Source organism: Shewanella sp. SM95, assembly GCF_025653595.1.
Lineage (GTDB): Bacteria > Pseudomonadota > Gammaproteobacteria > Enterobacterales > Shewanellaceae > Shewanella > Shewanella oncorhynchi.
The window spans coordinates 35852-56235 of record NZ_JAKKSE010000007.1 but is presented as its reverse complement, the minus strand read 5'-3'; the positions used below and the strand labels follow the sequence as shown (position 1 = coordinate 56235).

Below are 20384 nucleotides of genomic sequence, written 5' to 3'. Positions count from 1 at the left end.
TCAGTGAGTACTCGTGTGAGTACTAATTAAGTTAAGTCACTTCTGAACTAAGCTACTTAAAACATGAACAAAATAAAACTATTAATTACGGCCTATGGTACAAATGGTGTTTGAGTGAAGCTTAACACTCTGCCTGTGCCTGGGTTATACACAATTCCCTTAGCACCTACCGTTGTTAAATCAGGGGCAGGAGTGGGTACACCATTCGTTTGATTTAGCACCAGTGAAGCCACTTGGTGATAAACGCATAAATCTAAACCAGCAACGACAGTGCCTGTAATCGAATTAGCGCTACCACCTGCACCATCAATCACGCGCACGGTATAACGTTGATTACGCGCATCTTGAGTGTAGATCACATTACGAGGAGCGCTCTGCAGCACGGTATTAAATACTTGTTGGCAACTCGCATCCGTCATCGCTGTCACATCCGTCACGGAAGTCCCTGTAGGATAACCAAAACGTGGATCGAGAGAAACTGACGTACCGTCGAGGATAACGCTGCTATTTTGACGCCCATCAACTTCCCACTGAGAACGCACAAAGCTAACTGCAGTCGATAAACCACCCGCAACACCGTCAACACTGGCATCTTCAGCATCATCGGTGACATTTAAGAATCGTGGGATCGCCGTTGCGGCGAGTAAACCCAAAATCACAATCACAATCACAAGTTCGATTAATGAGAACCCTGTTTGCTTAGTTTTCATATATATGTCCCCAGACCTCAGAAATTTTATTCTAACAGTTAAATCAATTTTAAAAAGCCATTGAGTTAACAATATTTTACGGAGCAGTCAAAAAAATGACCCTGCCAGAGTTCAGTTGATAGCCTAAACTATCGCCATTTTTAGATCGATAGTGGCAGCTATTATCCTTAGCCAAATAATCCGCCTCTAGACCCAAATTATCAGTTTCAGCGCCCATTAACTCTTGCCACAAATCTTGGCAGCCTTGATCATTTAGGTGCTTAGGTTGTGGCCATCCTAAATCATTGATATCGACAACACTCGACTCAGTTTCTGGGGAGAGATTATCAAACACCTCCCAGTTCAACTGCAATTGCGCCGGCTTACCCAAAGACAACCACTGGGAACGCACCATCACTAGCACATTTAAAAAACGGGCGTGTTCCACTTCCAATCCACGAGCCGCTATTTGCGGTAGCGTAAAAAAGTACTTAGCTCCGATCACCGCCATGATAACCAACACAATTCCAATGGCGATCATACGTCCATAGATACGTAATAGATCGCTTTCAGCCTTTTGCTGAGTCTGCATTTAACCTCAGTCCCACGTATAAGATAGGAAATAAATATTATCCATATCGCTTACTTACCGCCTTTGACCACATTGAGCATATCCCACATTGGCAGGTATATCCCCAAGGCCAACACTAAGACAATCACGGCCACAAAACCGATCAAAATTGGCTCCAATTTCGCGGTGAGGTTCTTTAAATCATAGTCTACTTCGCCCTCATAGAAATCTGCCGCATCATTGAGTAATTGATCGATTTGCCCCGTTTCTTCACCCACAGCCACCATTTGCAGCACTAGTGGCGTAAATAACTTGCTCTGATTCGATACCCTCAGCATAGAGTCGCCAGACTCTATGCCACGGCGCATACCGACTATCTTGTCGTGCATGTAGGCATTATCTACCGCGTCGGCCACTAAACTTAAGGCCTGCGTCATCGGTACGCCCGCACTGAGCATCATAGAGAAACTGCGACAATAACGGGCTAAAGTCGAACGCTCAATAATCGACCCGACAGCGGGAATGTGTAACTTCCACTTATCCCACTGCTTCTCGCCTTTTTCCGTATGGTGCCAGTAACGAATACCAATAATAGTGCCAATCAGCGCCACCAACATCAGCGCCCAATAATTCACGAATAGATTTGATGTACCAATCAACACTTTTGTCGCCCACGGCAAGTCGGCGCCAAAGCGAGAAAACATCTCGGCAAACTTAGGGATCACCATGATATTGAGGATCACCATAGCGAGCGCAATCGCAATCAATACAAACATGGGATAACGCATGGCCGATTTAATTCGTCGCCGCGTCTCTTGCTCACGCTCGATATAACCTGAAAGTTGAATGAAGGCATCTTCTAACTTACCCGTGTTCTCCCCCACGTGCACCATAGAAACAAACAAAGAATCAAACACATCAGGATGTTGATTCATAGATGATGACAAGGGTCGCCCTGCGGTGAGCTGCTCTGAAATATCATTAAGCGCATCTTTCATTCGCTGGGAATGCGCCGTTTCAGATAAGCCTGCAATCGCCCGCAAAATAGGAATGCCAGAACGGGTCAAGGAGTACATTTGTCGGGTAAAAATCTGTAATTCTTCTAACGCGACTTTGCCACCAAATAACTTAGTCAATGAGAACGACTTAGCCACTTTGGCGACTTTGACTTCAAGGGGGATAATGCCACGCGCCAATAGCATGTCAGCAGCGGCACTTTCCGACGCGGCATCCAATTGTCCCGTAACGGATTGACCTTGACCACTGCGTCCACGGTATTGATAAATTGGCATAATTACGCCTCAACGCCTTGTTGGCTGATAATATCCTTCGACAAAGGTATCTGAGATTCACTCACGTCTTCCACCAACTTAGCAACCTCTTCAATCGTCGTCATGCCTTCGCTCAGATATTGCAAAGCTGACTCAGCGAGTGGGGTGAAGTTAGGGCTCTGCAACGCGGCTCTGGCAAAATCCTGCGGATTACCAGTACGCATAGCATCGATCATCTTTTCATCTAGCTCGAGAATTTCAAAAATACCAATACGGCCACGATAACCACTGCCATTACAACTCTGGCAACCCGTGCCAATTCTAAAATTCGCATGGGTAAAATCTTTACGGCTCACACTACTCAGCCAGGCTTTTTCCTGCGGTGTCGGTTGATACTCTACCCCACAGTTATGGCAGACACGGCGCACTAAACGCTGGGCAATAATCACCCTTAAGGCACTAGCAACTAAATAACTCGCAGCGCCCATATCGAGTAAACGCAGCGCACTGGTGACCGCATCGTTGGTATGCAAGGTCGATAGCACAAAGTGACCCGTTAATGCGCCCCTAAGGCCAATCTCCACGGTTTCTTGGTCACGCATTTCCCCCACCATAATGATATCGGGGTCTTGACGTAAGGTGGTGCGTAATACATTTGAAAAGTTTAAGCCAATCTTATGGTTAACTTGTACTTGGTTGATCCGCGGCAATTGATATTCGACCGGATCTTCGACCGTGATGATCTTACGGTCGGCGGTATTGAGCTCACTCAAAATACCGTACAAGGTGGTCGTTTTGCCGCTACCCGTTGGACCTGTGACCAGTAGCATGCCGTGGGGACGTTTAATCTGTTTACGAATACGCGCCAAAATAGCAGGCGGCATACCGGTTTCGTTTAAGGTCAATAAACCCGCCGATTGATCGAGTAAACGCATCACCACAGATTCGCCGTGGTAAATCGGCATAGTCGACATACGCACATCGATATGATGACCTTTGATTTCCATATGAAAACGACCATCCTGCGGCAAACGTTTCTCGGAAATATCGAGACCCGCCATCAACTTAAGTCGTAATACTAAAGCCGCGGCAATATTAACTTCATTCAGAATCGTTTCATGTAGCTGACCATCGATACGCTGGCGAATACGTAAGGCTTTATCACCGGGTTCGATATGAATATCCGAGGCGCGCATTTGCACCGCATCCTCAAAAATCGACTGCAGCAACTTAACCACTGTGGTTTCATTGTCACTGTCACCCGACGTGAGGCTGGCTAAATCGAACATCTCATCGGCGGCGTATTCTTCTTCGAGCTTACCGGCGATCTGTGCAATTTGGTCTGTACGGCGATATAAGTTATCAAACGCTTGCAGCAGTTGCTGCTCGGGCGCTACCGCTAACTTCAAACGCTTAGGTGCGATAAGCATTTCGAGGTGATCGAGCGCCTGCAAATCCGCGGGGTCGCTCATTGCAACCAATACGCTATCGCCCCGGTCTTCAACCGCTAAAGCGCGGAAACGTCGTGCTTGCACCTCAGGAATAAGATGCACCACTTCCGCAGGGATTGGCATTTTACTGATATCCAGCAAAGGCACATTCAATTGTTGCGACAAGAACTGCAGTAACTGATGTTCGGTAATTGATTGTAGATCAATGAGGGTTCGGCCCAGTTTTTTGCCCGTATTGCGCTGCTCGGCCAACGCCTGTTGCAACTGCGCTTCAGTAATAATGGCTTCTTGAACTAACAGATCGCCCAAACGCATTTTTAATCTGGGTTTCATTGGCTATCTCCTAGCTGAGTCAAACGTTGTTCAATAAAGGCACTCGCCTGCGCCGATAAGCCTCTATGGCCTAAAGCAGTCCGATAGGCTTGGCGTGCTTGGGGAAATTGCTGCTGCGAATCGAGCGCATAGGCCAGCCCCATCCACCATTTAGCCTGTTGAGGTTCTTGTTGCAATAATTGTCTATAGGCTTGTTCTGACAACGAAAACTGTCCTAACTTTTGCGCCAAATCCGATTGTGCCATCCACTTTTGTCTCGCCAGTGGATGCGTGTCAGGTATGTTAGCTAACGTCACTAATGCGAGATCAGCCTGGCCAGAGGCTTGCTGAACCCGAGCAAGCAATAAGGCAAAGTCTAACTGCTGTGGGAATAACAGCATGCCTTGCTGTAACACTTCACTGGCTTTGGCTAATTGACCTTGCCCATAATGCAGCGCAGCTAACTGCTTGCGCGCTTCATGCATACTGGGATCAAAGCCTAATGTTTGCTCATAATAACTAATGGCATCTTTGAGTTTGCCATCCCTTTCAGCCTCATTCGCTAATGTGAACCGCTTCTGCGCCAGCTGCTTTGGGGTCAACTTCACCTCAGTAATCGCCATTTGCCCTTGCTCTTGGGGCATGAGTCGATTAGCGCCAGCATCTGCTTTAACTTCTTGTACTTTAAGCTCATTGCTCGCGTTACGGTCATTATCGGCGGCAACACTGGCACGTTCTGACATCATTAATGCAGAGGGTGCGGCAGCAGTGACCTCGGCGCTTCGCACACTCGATGTCACACGATTTGACTGTGAATGGCTTGGCTCGCTTGCCGTATCGACTAGGTCATCTGCGAGTGCTGAGCTCTCATCTTGTTGCCGTTGTGACTCTTGTTCAACCTCGTTTTCTGATTCAAATTCTTGCGGCTGATTAAGTACAACGTCGTCGACACTGGGTTCAAGCTCTTCACTCTTAGTCGTAAACTCCTGTGTAGTCGCAACGTTAAGCGGTTCTTCGACGACAACGACGCTTGCTGGAGGCTGCCTCGAAGTAATCTTGTCTACCTGCACAGGCTCGATTTGAGTCTGAGTAGATTCATTTTGCCCATTTGTTTGAGCCGAAATAGTCGCTTCAGCAGGCTTTGCCATGAAAAGTTGCCAGCCATAAACCGCGCCGCCACCGAATAGCAATGACACACCACAGAGCAGCAGCCCATTAAACGGAGTCCGCCTGCGAGCTAAATATTGCACCTGTGGCTGAGCCACGTTGCTGAGCTCATGCCCCTGCTGACGCTTGTCGAGATCCTGCAGCATCTTGTTGATCACGCTCATACAACACCCCTGAAAAAGTGTTGTAATCCCAAACCGAAAGCCACTGTCATCAACGTGAAAAAAGGCAACCATTTCCACGATAATAATCGGCGAACACTTGCATCTTCGGTGTCTTGAATTGCGGCTTTAACGTGGGAGGTTTGCACACGAGTAGCGCCTTCGCCGAAACTCAATAACAAGGCTTTATGGGCAAGAATATTGATCAATCTGGGGATCCCTCGGGACGCATAGGCTATCTGACGTGTTTCCCGTGATGTAAAGAGTGATTCGCCCGCACGCCCAGCGATAGCTAATCGGTGGCGAATATAAGCGTCGGTTTCATCCCATGTCAGTGGGCGAAGGTTGTAGCTAAAAGTAATACGCTGTCTTAATTGCCTAAATTCTTGGCGTTTAAGCCTGTCATCGAGCTCGGGTTGCCCAAATAACACTACCTGTAATAATTTGCGTGTCTCGGTTTCCAGATTAGTGAATAACCGCAGCGCCTCAAGACTGTCGTCCGGCAATGCCTGCGCTTCATCGAGTACCAATACGATGGCGTGCCCGTGGGCGCTCAAGGCTAAAAGCTGCTGTTGAATAAGTCCAGTGAGTTGCTGCTGGTCGATATTGCTGGTGTATTTAAGGCCCAGCTCACTCGCTACCGCCCAACGTAATTCAGTAGGAGTGAGATAAGGATTAGGCAAATATGCGCAATGAAACTGACTCGGCAACTCGTTGATAAGCTTGCGGCAAATCAACGTTTTGCCAGTCCCCACTTCCCCTGTCACCTTGATAAAGCCTTCGCCCGTTTGCAGCGCGGTTTGCAACACTTGCAAGGCTTCCACATGTGGCGACAGGCCGAAAAAAAATCCGGTATTGGGTGTCAGTGAAAATGGGGCTTGGCTTAGGCCAAAATGCTTCTGATACATAGAAGCTTACTTTGTCTCCGGATACCAACGATCTAATAAGGTCTTAGAACGTTGTAGCTCAGTTTTCCAGGTATCAACGCCAACTACCGTAGGTTTTAACAGAATAATCAGCTCAGTTTTCTTCTTCTGCTTACTACGATTTTTAAACAATTCACCTAGGAAAGGAATATCACCCAACAAAGGCACTTGCGATACCACTTCAATGTTTTCACTCTTCATCAAGCCACCGATGATGACTACGTCACCGGAGGCGGCGCGGATGACAGTATCAGACTCACGAATTTCACTCTGCGCTAAAGGTAGCTCCAACGAAGCGTCACTCACTTTGATGTCTTTAGTCTGCTCTTTCACATCGATAACGGATGGATGCACGTGCAATAACACATTACCGTCACTATCAATTTGCGGCGTAACGTCTAAGGCAATGCCCGAGAAAAATGGCGTAAGCTCGACTTGTGGAGTGGTCACAGGCGTTGTACCCGCAACTGTGGTCGATGAAACGTCGGTGACAAAGTACTCATCAGTACCGACTTTGATCACCGCTTTTTGGTTATTCGATGCAGTCACCCTTGGGCTAGACAATACATCCACATCGCCTTGGGTATCTAACAGATTGATCATGGTCGTAAAGTCAGAACCTTTAATACTCAGCGAGGTCACACCACCAATCGCCGAGGTGATTTTATCGTTTAAACCAGGGCCCGCTGATGTTCCAAAATTCACATTCGTATTGCCAACATGTCCCAGCACATTATCCCATTGGATACCTTGCTGATAACCATCGGATAAGGTGACTTCGAGGATCTTCGCTTCTAAAATCACTTGGCGCTGCAAATGACTTTCTGCGGAATTTAAGAAAGTACGCACTTGACGTAATTCACTAGGAAAAGCACGAATGGTCACTAAACCCGCCTGCGGCGTAACAACAACCTGACGACCGCCACCTGTTTCGCCGATTATCGAGGATAATGTCTCTTTCAACTCCCCCCAAAAATCTGTCTTAGTACGCGAACGGATAAAAGTACCGTTGCTACTATCGCTACCGCCATTACTGCTCGAGTTATTGCCATTACTGCTGTTCGAATTATTGTTATTATTCGAGCCGCTATTGTTTGAATTGTTATTGTTCGAATTACTATTGGAATTATTGCTATCCGAAATCCGTCCTGAACTCACTGACGTCACAGATAAGCCATCGCGTTCCATATAGAGATAATTCAGCGGAAACGTCTCGGTACGCATCCCAGCAGGAAACACTCTTAGGATGCGCCCTTCGCGACTGACTTCGTAGCCGTAGATATCTTCAACCACTTGAATTGCTTCAGTTAACGTCACACCTTTAAGGGATAATGAAATCGTACCTTGCACGTCGGGATGTACGGCAACACTCAGCGGTGTACCTTGGACTAAGCTTGGAAAAAATACTTTAGCATCAACATCGTGGGCTGATACATCGAAACGACGCTCAGTTTCCAACGTGGGGGTCAAACCTGATAGCAATGCGCCTGAATTCAATTCGCGCTGAACCGCGTCCGGCATAGTCGCAGGCGGTGGCGTAGTTGATGCCGTTGCCGTCGCCATTGAGGCCGCTAATTCCGCCTTACTCGCCTCCGGCTGTGGCCTATTTGTGGTCTGACACGCCACAAGGCAAAGTGAGAGCAGAGGTGTAAAGTATTTAATCGCTTTCATCTGAGGTGTATTCCCTATCTCTCTGTTATTGCTTGAAACAATGTCAATTTCCGTCCATCAGACAGCGATACATAAGTGGGGGTAATTTTAACGATACTCAGCCCCTGAACGCTGTCACCAACTGACAATATCTTGTTATTTATCACAGCATAAGCCGTGTTTCCTGAGCTTACTATGCTGTTAAGTACAAGCGCCTGATCCTGCGTTTGACTCGCATGACCCTGCACAGCAAAGCCTTTACCGGGCAAAGTCGGGTCGCGCAGCGATTCAGCAGATACCATAGGGCTACTAACCAATAACAACACACTGATAATATAAGACTTATTTAGAAACACTGATAAAGTCCTTATTAATACTCAAGGTATAAAGTTCAATCTCAACGGTCGCTTTTGGATATTCTGCGACTTTATAGTCGAGACGCTTCCAATAAAGTTTATCTGGCATGGCCTCAACGGCTTCAACAAAGCGCAACACAGAAAAATAATCGCCCTCTAGACTCAAGCGAATACCATGGCTATATAGATTGAGTTTTTTCTCTTTACCCACGGGTAACAAAGGGATGGGCGCTATCGACATAAACTTAATTAATTTAATCCCTTGCACTTGTCCTAGTAAATTACCCAGCAACTGCGGCATATAGTCTGCCGGTACCATATCCACCATCTGCTCATCGAGCTGGGCATCTAGGGCTTGATTTTGTTGCTGCAACAACACTAAACGCTGTTGGTAATCTTGATTGGGATCTAACGCTAAACGTTGCTGATACAAGTCAACCTGCTGAGCCGAAATCGCGTTTTCCTGCTCTAAGGCTTTTAGCTGTTGTGAAACAGCCACATGGGTTTTCCACAGGGACTCTAAAGGTAAATAACTCAGCATGCCGACCACGGCCAGAATGGCGACTGAGATCAACACTCGCTCACGGCGACTTAGCGCATCAAACTGTTGTCCTAATTGGGCTAACTTTTGCTTCATTGCGCGGCTTCCTCCTTGTTATCGCTTTTCAAGGTAAAGGCCAAAGGTTTATCTTCACCGCGATCCATGCTCATCGACGAGAAAGCTTGCCCCTTTAAAGTCTGCGTAGTTTTAAGTTTGCCAATCCACTGCGGAATGCTTTGAGGATGGTCGGCAAAACCTTCGAACATAAAATCTTGCTCATTAATGACGATATAACTAAGCCAAACACTCGCATCCGACACGACGGCTAAATCTTTAAGAACTGGCGCAAAACCACGGCTAGTTAAAGAAGTCCTAAGACTCAATTCTCCCATGAGTAATTGCTTCAGCTCTAACTGTTGTGCCGCTAAATCGACTCGCGCAACAAGATCGGCATCGGGTTTACGCGCAGCAATTTGTGCTTCTAATGCCTGTTTTTGGGTATCGAATTGCTGCTTTTGTTGGGCAGCCAACTGCTGGGCCTGTTGTAACTCACTGACTTGCCAATAGCTATAACCACCTAAAACAGCAAATAAGATCGCAAAAACCAAGGCGTAAGCACTTAAACGCGCAAAGGTTAATCTTTGCTTCGGGGGCAATAATGAAGGAGTGTAAAGATTGACTCGGTATTTAATCACTCTGTACCTCGATAAAATTCAGCAAAGGCTAATCCCGCCATTCGCGCGCCAACACAGCTTTTATCAATGACATTCACAGCTTGATTGAAGTTTGCCGAGACTAACTTAGCTAAAGTATCCACGGCACCATCGGCGAGGAGTTCGATAGAAGATACCGGAGCCTGTCTCAATTGACTTTCAAAATAATCCATAGAGCGCTGAATTTCTAAGCTTAAATTGTCTGCCATGCCATAACTTAACTCATCCGCTTGAGTCTTATCCAATTGAGTAAATCCGCGTACGCGACGCTGCATATACAGCTGACCTTGCTTAACCACAGTCAGTAGCAATTCTTGACCGGGATTATGGCTTACCACCAGACGCGCTTGGTTGTCATCATTAAATAGGTTAGTCACGGCTAACTCTTCGATACTAATACCGAAAAGTTGTAAATCTTGTTCATGAATGGCCTGCACCATACTCACTAGCTTAGCTTTATCCACCACCACAACATTGATTTTATTACTCGGAATGGGTGACTCAAAGTAATCCAAATGGATTTGCGGTACAGGTAGCGTGACCATGTCTTTAATTGACCACAACAAGGCTTGGGATAACTCGATAGTATCGACATTCGGTTTATCGGTCAGCAGTAATTGATAAAGGCCTGAAGCCAAAATCAGCTGTAACTGTGCATTAGGAAAGGATTTAGCCACAGCAGCAAACGCCAATGACCAGTGATCATCTTTCAGCTCAAAGGGTAGCCACTGCTCAGCATTTTCTTTTTGGGCAGGTGCGTAAACCCATAATTTATCGGCGCAGACATAGACACCAAGGCTAGTCGGTTCTGTTCTCTTCTGCCAAAAGGCTAATCGACCTATAAGACTTTTTTCCATAAAGATGCCTATAACCAACTGAATTTAAAAGCTTGAGTAGTCTCTTTTGCACAAACTTCCTGTCACTCCACTCTCCAGTGCTCCTTGACCTATGACCTGCTCGATACAGAATAAAAACCGCAAACGTCATATTTTTGGCACTGGCTAGTTTAGCCGCAAATGCTCGTATTTTATAGATAAATACGTGAATAATAGGATCTATTTGTCTCTAAGACGACATTAATCACCCAAACACTGAACTTCCCTTACTTAGCCTCTATGGGTTCACTGAAATACATTCCTTGCGCTGCGCCAACACCGAGGATTTGCAGTGTCTGCCACTCTTCAAAGACTTCTACCCCTTCGGCGCAGACTTGTACTTCCGTTCGATATAAACCGCCAATCAAACTGCGAATAAATAATTGGTTTTCTGGTCGTAAATGAATATGACGCACGATGGATCTGTGTAACTTAATTAAATCAAAATGGCATTCTCGAATGTAATAAGTACCGACAACCTGCTGACCCACATGATCGACACATAATCTCGCGCCCATTTTACGGATCATATCTAATTTAGGCTGCAACTTTTCTTGATGTTGAATAACGATATCTTCAGACACTTCGAAAATCAGTCGCGTGGTTAGATGGCGATATTCTAATAGCGTCGTTTTTAGCCATTGAGTGAAGGCTCGGCTCATTAGCGAATCCAAACTCAGATTAATACTGTATATCTGCGGCGCTGATGTCTTAACTGTTTGAGCATTCGATATGCCGTCTGCTAATTCATTCGACAATAATAACAATACCCGCTCAATAATTTGCCGTTCGACCTGTGGCATTAAGCCACATTTATTCGCCATAGGAATAAACAGTGTGGCACGGATTAACGCCCCCTGATTATCCCGAGCCCGCGTAAATATCTCTTTATGGTGCTCATTACCATCTGAATCAATTATCGGCTGGCTAAAGGGGAAAAATCGCCTTTGCACTAATGCGTTTTCTAAAAAGCTTCGCCAACGCACTGAGCCTTTGGCAAATTCTTCATCAATCGCGCCTTTATCATACATAAACCAATTACTATTCCCCTGTAATTGTGCCGCCCTCAAAGCCATATCGGCTTCTTCAATTAACTGAGCCGCATTATCGCCTGCGGTAAAATAAGCGCATCCGAGGTGGAAAAAGTTATCGCGATTCTCAACATCAGGCAAAGGCTGGCTTAGACATATCTTGAGTAATTTGCTGGCAAATTGATCCGCTTCAATTAAGGAGATTTGCGGCACGACTATGGCAAATTGATTATGGGAGCGACGGGCAAAAATACTATTAGCTTGAGTTTGCAGCAATTGACTTATCGCATTAACTGTCGAGTTTAATAGCTCTTTCGTCACTGCTTCACCTTGGGATTGCTGCAATAAATCCAGATCATCCATTTCTAATAAATAGATCACCCCGTGGGCAAGCATAGCCTGATTATGACTAAGGGCGTCGAGACGATTATTCAAAAAGAGTCGGTTACCAATGCGAGTTTCCGCATCAAGAAAGGTATTAGAACGGATGAATTTGTCGAAACGCCCCCGCTCCTTTTGTGCGTCCTGTAACTCTTCTAACAACTTAGTCAAAGCACGGTTAATCAGCCTTGGTTTACCATTTCCGGGGGTAGCGAGTGCTTGTTCATGCTTACCTTGCAGAATCAATCGACTGCGTAAGGCTAATTCTTCAATGCCATCGAGCTGCTGTGAAAACCATAAATAACCAAAACGCACTAAGGCAGCCACGGCTAAGATACCGACCAACAAAATCAGAATTTCATACCAACTGAAAGTGTAATGTTCAAAGGGCTGAGTCAAGGTTAACTGCATACGCAAGCCTGATGTCGGCTCTAGCACATGGTCATACACCATCGCATTTTGCGTAGAAAGGTTGCCTTCATAGGCAAATAATACTTCATCTTTCAAGGTCAACCGAAAATTAACGGCATTGTAAGCAAGCAGCATGGGCGGTAGCCAAGCCTCTAGCTCCCAATCAGGTTGGTGTTGGAACTGATCCACTAACATAGTTTCGAGTTCAGCGACTTTTTGCTGCTGAAATTTATAGGTCAGCTGCACGAAACTCATCATAGCGCTCAGCAAAAATACGAAGGCGATAGCGGCTAATGACATTAACCAAAAGCTGGTTAATTTTGTAGTTAACATTCGGGTGAATTTCATCTATCCGCTATCCTGCAGGATTATTATAATTATTTGTGCGATTTTAACAGAAGTTCAACAAAAGTTGTCCGTTGATTATTCAGTAGCATAACCTAAAAGGCAACTAAGACGCTGTGACTTTAATGTCCACTTAAAAACAAAAAAGAGGCTAATTAGCCTCTTTTTAATGTTTTTACCACTTTTAGCCTAGTCGGCGTATTTAGGTAAAGTGGTGATCGCTGCCACACCAGAGTCGATAGCCGCTTGTGCAACAGCACGGGCAACATTAGGCAATAAACGTGGGTCCATAGGTTTTGGCAGCACATATTCAGGGCCAAAACTCAGCGACGTCACATTAGGGTAAGCCTTCAATACACTCGCAGGCACTAACTCTTTTGCCAGTGATGCAATTGCATGAACTGCCGCAATTTTCATCTCATCATTAATGCAAGACGCACGCACATCCAATGCACCACGGAAAATAAATGGGAAACACAATACATTATTGACTTGGTTTGGATAGTCGCTACGACCCGTACCCATGATCAAATCACTACGCGTTGCATGAGCAAGTGCAGGTTTGATTTCAGGATCTGGGTTAGAACACGCAAAAATCACTGGCTTATCGGCCATCAGCGCGACTTCTTCTGCACCAATGACGTCAGGACCTGATAGACCTAAAAATACGTCTGCGCCTTTAATAACATCAAGAAGCGTGCGTTTCTCGGTATCATTCGCAAATAGTGCTTTATATTCATTAAGATCTGTACGGCCAGAATGAATAACACCTTTAGTGTCTAGCATGTAAATGTTGGCGCGATTCGCACCGCATTTTACCAGCATAGTCATACAAGCGATGGCAGCAGCACCCGCACCCATACACACAAAAGTCGCGTCGCTTATCAACTTGCCTTGAATTTCCAGCGCATTGATCATACCCGCCGCAGTCACGATTGCGGTGCCGTGTTGATCGTCATGGAATACTGGCACTTTACAACGAGCAATCAATTCACGTTCGATAACAAAGCATTCGGGCGCTTTAATATCTTCAAGATTGATACCACCAAAAGTGTCAGCAATCGCAGCAACAGTATTGATAAATTCCTCAGGCGTATTATGCGTAATCTCAATATCTGTCGAATCGATATTCGCAAAATGCTTGAACAATAATGCTTTACCTTCCATTACAGGTTTAGAAGCCAAAGGGCCCAAATTCCCTAAACCTAAGATAGCCGTACCATTGGTAATCACGGCAACCGTATTACCTTTATTGGTATAACGATACGCATTGTCAGGATCTGCAGCGATTTCGCGTACTGGCTCAGCCACACCTGGGCTATAAGCTAGGGCGAGATCGTGACTCGTTTCGGCGGGTTTGGTAAGGCAAACTGCGGTTTTGCCTGGTATGGGAAATTCATGATAATCGAGTGCTTGTTGACGAATATCTGACATTTTAAAATCCTGAAATGCGACATTTATAATTTATGAGAGTAAGACCTACCAACACACATCTAGTCTCACCAAAGGGTGATGTTAATAGTCTGGCTGGTCGGGGTAAGATACGCCAATAAGGGGAATTTATAAATAAGAGATTCATAAATTTCACTTTAGCCGCCAAATAGACCCTCTAAGCTTAGTTTTATAAACTTATCTCCTATAATAAAGCTGCATTTCTTAATATTTTTTGTAGGAAACAAACATATATTTTGTAGTTAATGCGCTAGTTGTAGCGACTTAATCTCAAAAATGTTGGTTAAATTACAATATATGGCGACTAGCATATTTATCTTATAGTTAATTGCTATAAATAAGTCGAATTATACACTTGAACTCTCAATACAAAATAAGTTGACTATTTATTGAGTGAAGTCGTACCAGCTAGATATGTAGAATAAGCAGAATAAAGAAAATTGACGAATAACAAAAAGCAAAAAGGCGCCATAGGCGCCTTTTCTAGAAACAATGCAATCGCAATTATTTCTTTGCAAGCACTGCGAAGCGCTTGTTGAATTTGTCGATACGACCGCCGGTATCAACAACTTTTTGTGTACCAGTGTAGAATGGGTGACAAGCACCACATACGTCTAAATGCAGATCTTTACCAGCAGTAGAGTTTACTTTGATAACGTTACCACAAGTACAGTTTGCAGTGATGATAGCGTATGTTGGGTGGATACCTGGTTTCATTGGGGTTACCTCAAAAGTGTAAGGCCATGTCGCTCTTCCAACCCGTAGTCGGACACCACATGCATGTTAATAACAATATGTTTAGGGCGCAGAATGGTACAGCATACCTACAAGGGATACAAGTAGATTATCTGAGCGTTTGCCGGTTAATCTGTGTCTATTTTGACTTTAGTTAAGCGGCTTATTTTCCCGCTTCTTTAGCCTCAAATACCGCCCGCGCTTCTTTAGCATCAGAATGCTGATCCAAAATCATTTTCGAAGGACAAGATAGCACCGCATTACTCTTGAGTGCATTGATTCTATTCTTCGAGAAAGCCACAGGATTTGCCTCGTAAATCGCCAACATAGCGCCATATACACTCACATCCCAATCCTTGGCATATCGATTGGCGATACGCCACAACGTCTCGCCAGCAAGATACGTTAACTGGCAATGTTCGGGCGTCTGTGAGGCCGTTTCAGCAATATTCTGTTTTTGCTCATTATTTGCCGTTTTCACTATTTGTGGAACCACTGTTTCAGTTGCAGCGTTTTCAACAGCCCCTTTTTCAACAGCAATCGTCTCAGAGGTTTTAGCGAAGGCGTTTATCTCAGTAGCCGACGTATTTTGTTTATTCGCGGCTTCAGGAAATTTAAAGCCAGTCACCACTTCTACCGTTGGTACTTTGGATTGAGTATTTGCAGCAGTAACAACAGTCGCTGCGGGCGTTACCTCTACATGTGGCTTTGATTCTGTCACCACTGTTACAGGCTTAATGCCCACTTTATCCGCACTTTTGGGGGTGCCCGCTGTGGTGGTATTTTTAGTGTCCGGAACCGCTTTTGTCGTTAACGCGGCAGAGGCCGGTTTAGCCGCGCCGAATAAATTAATACTTTTGACGTCATACCATCGGTCAAGGCGATACTCTCTCACTAAGAGTTTAGCGCTGCTATCCTTCACATCTTCAACGCCAGTGAGCAAAACTAAAAAGCGATTAAGCTCCTCAACCATTAACTTTTCTTCGCCGCCAGCTTGCTGCACCACAAACTCTAAGCGCGACATGTCTTGATTGTCCGCAATCACATTCACCCTGAGTTTTGGATAACCGCCTAACTCAAACATGCGGCTGTTAACACTCACATGGGAGACTTGTGCCATGCTCGGTGCGCTACACACTAACGCGAGTAGACCTAATGATTTCACTATATTAGCCATTTATTTACTCTCAACTATCCTTGGTAAACCATCATTAGGGCTAGCCCTAGCCAGCCGCGCTGAGTACACTAAACCACATTCTTGTCTAAGACTTGCCTGCATATGTCATTGTTTGTCGAAGTTGCGTTACCTGTGCCTATGCGGCAAACCTTTAGCTACCGCGTACCCGAATCCTATCCTAGTACACCGCAAATAGGTGTGCGCGTTAAAGTTCCCTTCGGTCGTCAACAATTGATCGGGTTAGTCACAGGTATCACTGAGTCTTGCAGCTTAGCCCCAAAGCAAATTAAGTCTGTGCTCGAGTTTATCGACGATAAACCTTTACTGCCTGAATCACTTTATAAATTAACTCTTTGGGCTGCGAGATACTATTTTTGCAGCCAAGGGCAGATGCTAACCCAAGCCTTACCTGTGGCCCTGCGTAAAGGGCTAGATGCCGCGCCACAAAAGATCCAATTCTGGCAATTAACTGAAATAGGCCAAAATATTGCGCCCGAAGTGGTTAAACGCGCACCCGCACAGAAAAAACTACTCGAGTTACTCAAAACCGCCAGCTTAACCCAAGAAGAGGTTATCAGCTTAGACATCAGTAAAGCGGCGCTTAAAGCCCTAGAAGATAAAGGCTGGGTGGCACGCCATGAAAAAATTGCCGAGCTTAACCTCGACTGGCGCACCACACTCGAAATGGACGAAACGCCACATAAACTCAATAAAGAACAAGCCGTCGCCGTTGCCACTTTAAATCTGCAACAAGGATATCACTGTACTTTATTAGAAGGCATTACCGGTTCGGGTAAAACGGAAGTCTATCTTGCTGTACTCGAAGAAATCCTCAAGCAAGGCAAACAAGCGTTAATTTTAGTGCCTGAAATCGGCTTAACACCCCAGACAATCAATCGCTTTAAGCGCCGCTTCAAAGTCAATGTTGCCATTTTGCATTCAGGGTTAACCGACAATCAGAGACTCGAAGCATGGCGCCAAGCCCGCTGTGGTCAGGCTGCAATCATTATCGGCACCCGCTCAGCCTTGTTCACACCTATGGCGTATCCCGGCATCATCATACTCGATGAAGAACACGACAGTAGCTTCAAGCAACAGGAAGGTGTTGGTTATCATGCCCGCGACTTGGCAGTTATGCGTGGCCATTTAGAAGCGATTCCGGTGATTTTGGGCACAGCGACGCCCTCACTCGAAAGTCTACAAAATGCCTTAAGCGGACGTTACCATCATTTACAACTGGGTGAACGCGCAGGTGCAGCTAAAAAAGTGCGCCAAGGCATTATCGATATTAAAAATATGCCGCTGAAAGCCGGTATGTCAGTACCGCTACTGAACGAAATCCGCCTGCATTTAGACGCAGGCAACCAAGTCTTGTTGTTTCTCAATCGCCGCGGCTTCGCACCAGCCCTGCTTTGCCACGAGTGTGGGCATTTACACGAATGCGACCGCTGCGACGCGTTTTTCACTGTACATCAATCCCTTGGCGAAATTTGCTGTCACCATTGTGGCAATCAATACGCTATCCCCAAGCAGTGTCACAAATGTGGCAGCACTATGTTGATGGGCCAAGGCATAGGCACAGAACAGCTCGCAGAAGCGCTGCAACAGGAGTTTCCGAAACATCCCGTGGTGCGCATCGACCGTGATACGACCCGCCTAAAAGGCTCATTAGAAACCCACTTAAATGCGATTCATAAGGGGGAATATAAAATCCTCGTCGGCACGCAAATGCTAGCTAAGGGTCACCACTTCCCTGATGTGACGCTTGTTGGGCTACTTGATGTCGATGGTGCTTTATTTAGCGCCGACTTCCGCGCGCCCGAACGTTTTGGGCAACTCTATACCCAAGTTGCAGGTCGTGCAGGGCGCGCCAATAAACCCGGCACGGTATTATTGCAAACTCACCAGAGCGACAATCCCATTTTGCGGGATTTGCTGCACCGCGGTTATGGCGAGTTTGCTCGCAGCCAACTCAAAGAACGTCAACAGGCACTGCTGCCGCCAGCATGGCACATGGTGTTGGTGCGCGCCGAAGCGCATTTAGCCAGTGATGCCGATAATTTTCTCAACGCCTTCGCCGCGCTCTTGCCCCAAGATAAAGAATTTGAGGTGATTGGCCCTATGCCTGCACCTTTAGATAAAAAAGCTGGCAAGTTCCGCCGCCAACTCTTATTCCAAGCTAAAAACCGCAATCGCTTGCAACAAGAGTTTGAACGTATTCATCCGCTTGTAGAACAACTTATCGAAGCTAAACGCTGCCGATGGAGCTTAGACAGAGATCCGCAGGATCTCCTCTGAGTCGAGTATTTGACAATCATTTGATAAAAAATCATCGGGAAGATAGCAATTGTTAACCACAAACGGCTAAAATATGCGGTTATTCCCTGTATTCACTCTTAAAGTTAGTGCCGATTAGAACCCATGAAATCACATATCCAATCATTACTTGAACAAACTCTAGAATCCTTTAAACAACAAGGTATTGTGCCTGCTGACTTTGAAGCACGCATTCAGGTAGATCGAACCAAGGATAAGAGTCATGGCGACTTGGCAACCAACTTAGCCATGATGCTAACCAAGGTCGCAGGCAAGAATCCACGTGAATTAGCCCAACTGATCATAGATACCTTACCGGCTTCGGCTTTTGTGGCTAAGGTTGAAATTGCAGGACCAGGCTTTATCAACTTTTTCATCAACGACAGCGCCTTAGCAGATCAACTGCAAAATGCCGTCAACGATGAGCATTTAGGCATTAAGTTACCGACACCACAAACCGTTGTTGTCGATTACTCTTCACCCAACCTCGCCAAAGAAATGCATGTAGGCCATCTGCGTTCAACCATCATTGGTGACAGTGTTGTGCGTGCATTGGAGTTTTTAGGCCACAAGGTTATCCGTCAAAACCATGTGGGCGACTGGGGCACACAATTTGGTATGTTGCTGGCCTATATGGAAGAGCTACGCGCCAAAAATGGCGAAGAAGCTCAACTTGAACTGTCTGATTTAGAAAACTTTTACCGCGCTGCTAAACTGCGCTTCGACGAATCGGCAGAGTTTGCGACCCGCGCTCGTCAGTTAGTGGTTGAACTGCAATCTGGCGACGAATATTGCAACAAACTGTGGCGCGAATTTAACGACATTTCGTTGAGCCACTGCCATGAAGTCTACGCCCGTTTAGGTGTAAGCCTGACCCGCGCCGACGTGCACGGTGAAAGTGCCTATAACGCCGATCTAGAACAAGTAGTTAAAGATTTAGATGCCCAAGGCTTATTAACCGAAAGCAACGGTGCCAAAGTGGTGTTCCAAGAAGCCTTCCGCAACAAAGAAGGTGAGCCACTGCCTGTTATCATCCAAAAAGCAGATGGCGGCTACTTGTATGCCACCTCAGATCTGGCGGCAATGCGCTACCGCTCGAACGTGTTAAAAGCCGATCGCGTACTGTATTTTGTTGACCTACGTCAGGCACTGCATTTCCAACAAGTCTTTAGCCTAGCCAAGCTGGCTAAGTTTGTCCGTGAAGATATGTCATTAGAACACTTAGGTTTTGGCACTATGAACGGCGAAGATGGCCGTCCATTCAAAACCCGTAGCGGCGGTGTCGTTAAGTTAGTTGACCTGTTAGAAGAAGCCAATGTGCGCGCGCTAGAACTCGTTCGTAGCAAAAATCCTGATATGGATGAAGCCACGCTGACTGAAATCGCCCGTGTCGTTGGGATCAGCGCCGTTAAATATGCTGATTTGTCGAAAAACCGTACCAGTGATTACATTTTCAGCTTTGAACAAATGCTCAGCTTCGAAGGCAATACCGCACCTTACCTGCTGTACGCTTACACCCGTGTTGCGGGCATATTCAAGCGAGTAACCGATCTGGATCTCAGCCAAGCGAAAATCGTGCTTGAGCATGAAAAAGAGAAAGATCTCGGTAATAAGTTGGCGCAGTTCGGTGAGATCCTCAATCGTGTTGTTGATAAAGGTCAGCCGCACGTACTGTGTGCTTATTTATATGAATTAGCGGGTGCTTTCTCTAGCTTCTACGAAGCTTGTCCAGTGCTTGCCGCCGATAATGACGCGCAAAAGAACAGCCGTTTATTACTCGCGCAACTGACGGCTCGTACGTTACAAAAAGGCCTAAATCTACTCGGTATTGAAACCTTAGAGCGGATGTAAGC

The 20384-nt window shown here is 45.9% G+C and carries 17 protein-coding genes; 2 read left to right on the top strand and 15 right to left on the bottom strand.

All coding sequences use genetic code 11. From position 1 onward, the window contains the following. Positions 1-92: 92 nt before the first annotated feature. The 15 genes from L5M29_RS10105 to L5M29_RS10035 form a co-directional block, all read right to left on the bottom strand. The gene (locus tag L5M29_RS10105) at positions 93-710 is read right to left on the bottom strand and encodes a prepilin-type N-terminal cleavage/methylation domain-containing protein (protein WP_263167680.1); all 618 of its coding nucleotides are present in this window, start codon (positions 708-710) and stop codon (positions 93-95) included. 76 nt (positions 711-786) lie between these two features. Continuing rightward, a complete protein-coding gene (locus tag L5M29_RS10100; protein ID WP_263167678.1) occupies positions 787-1281 on the bottom strand; it encodes an MSHA biogenesis protein MshF in 495 nt (164 codons plus the stop codon). 50 nt (positions 1282-1331) lie between these two features. Next, positions 1332-2552, bottom strand: a complete 1221-nt coding sequence (locus tag L5M29_RS10095; RefSeq protein WP_126491075.1) for a type II secretion system F family protein — start codon at positions 2550-2552, stop codon at positions 1332-1334. 2 nt (positions 2553-2554) lie between these two features. Next, on the bottom strand, positions 2555-4315 hold the full coding sequence (locus L5M29_RS10090) for a GspE/PulE family protein (RefSeq protein ID WP_113940085.1): 1761 nt from the start codon (positions 4313-4315) through the stop codon (positions 2555-2557). After that, the gene (locus L5M29_RS10085) at positions 4312-5625 is read right to left on the bottom strand and encodes a tetratricopeptide repeat protein (protein ID WP_263167676.1); all 1314 of its coding nucleotides are present in this window, start codon (positions 5623-5625) and stop codon (positions 4312-4314) included. The genes L5M29_RS10090 and L5M29_RS10085 overlap by 4 nt, the downstream gene beginning before the upstream one ends. Next, positions 5622-6530, bottom strand: a complete 909-nt coding sequence (locus L5M29_RS10080; protein WP_263167674.1) for an ExeA family protein — start codon at positions 6528-6530, stop codon at positions 5622-5624. The genes L5M29_RS10085 and L5M29_RS10080 overlap by 4 nt, the downstream gene beginning before the upstream one ends. A gap of 6 nt (positions 6531-6536) precedes the next feature. Further along, complete coding sequence (mshL, locus tag L5M29_RS10075; protein WP_263167673.1) at positions 6537-8219, bottom strand: pilus (MSHA type) biogenesis protein MshL; 1683 nt, start codon at positions 8217-8219, stop codon at positions 6537-6539. 14 nt (positions 8220-8233) lie between these two features. Then, on the bottom strand, positions 8234-8554 hold the full coding sequence (locus L5M29_RS10070) for an MSHA biogenesis protein MshK (protein WP_105251271.1): 321 nt from the start codon (positions 8552-8554) through the stop codon (positions 8234-8236). After that, complete coding sequence (locus tag L5M29_RS10065) at positions 8541-9191, bottom strand: MSHA biogenesis protein MshJ (protein ID WP_263167671.1); 651 nt, start codon at positions 9189-9191, stop codon at positions 8541-8543. Before L5M29_RS10065 ends, L5M29_RS10070 begins: the two co-directional genes overlap by 14 nt. Then, positions 9188-9790, bottom strand: a complete 603-nt coding sequence (locus L5M29_RS10060) for a fimbrial assembly protein (RefSeq protein ID WP_263167670.1) — start codon at positions 9788-9790, stop codon at positions 9188-9190. Before L5M29_RS10060 ends, L5M29_RS10065 begins: the two co-directional genes overlap by 4 nt. Next, positions 9787-10665 (bottom strand): MSHA biogenesis protein MshI, encoded by an 879-nt coding sequence (locus L5M29_RS10055; RefSeq protein WP_263167668.1) that lies wholly within the window; start codon positions 10663-10665, stop codon positions 9787-9789. Before L5M29_RS10055 ends, L5M29_RS10060 begins: the two co-directional genes overlap by 4 nt. A gap of 245 nt (positions 10666-10910) precedes the next feature. Further along, positions 10911-12854: an RNase E specificity factor CsrD gene (gene csrD, locus L5M29_RS10050; protein ID WP_263167666.1), complete on the bottom strand. Its 1944-nt coding sequence runs from the start codon at positions 12852-12854 to the stop codon at positions 10911-10913. Between the two features lie 186 nt (positions 12855-13040). Beyond that, positions 13041-14285: a malic enzyme-like NAD(P)-binding protein gene (locus tag L5M29_RS10045; RefSeq protein ID WP_263167665.1), complete on the bottom strand. Its 1245-nt coding sequence runs from the start codon at positions 14283-14285 to the stop codon at positions 13041-13043. Between the two features lie 522 nt (positions 14286-14807). Further along, positions 14808-15020 carry a 50S ribosomal protein L31 gene (gene rpmE, locus L5M29_RS10040; protein ID WP_063883331.1) on the bottom strand — a complete coding sequence of 71 codons (213 nt, stop codon included), beginning with the start codon at positions 15018-15020 and terminating at the stop codon, positions 14808-14810. A gap of 181 nt (positions 15021-15201) precedes the next feature. Next, positions 15202-16215, bottom strand: coding sequence for a FimV/HubP family polar landmark protein (locus L5M29_RS10035; RefSeq protein ID WP_263167663.1), 1014 nt, complete (start codon positions 16213-16215; stop codon positions 15202-15204). 102 nt (positions 16216-16317) lie between these two features. On the opposite strand from L5M29_RS10035, the gene priA reads away from it, so the two are divergent. Together priA and argS are read left to right on the top strand one after the other, a co-directional pair. Then, positions 16318-18513, top strand: a complete 2196-nt coding sequence (priA, locus tag L5M29_RS10030; protein WP_263167661.1) for a primosomal protein N' — start codon at positions 16318-16320, stop codon at positions 18511-18513. A gap of 123 nt (positions 18514-18636) precedes the next feature. Continuing rightward, a complete protein-coding gene (gene argS / locus L5M29_RS10025; protein WP_105251263.1) occupies positions 18637-20382 on the top strand; it encodes an arginine--tRNA ligase in 1746 nt (581 codons plus the stop codon). The last annotated feature ends 2 nt before the right edge of the window (positions 20383-20384 follow it).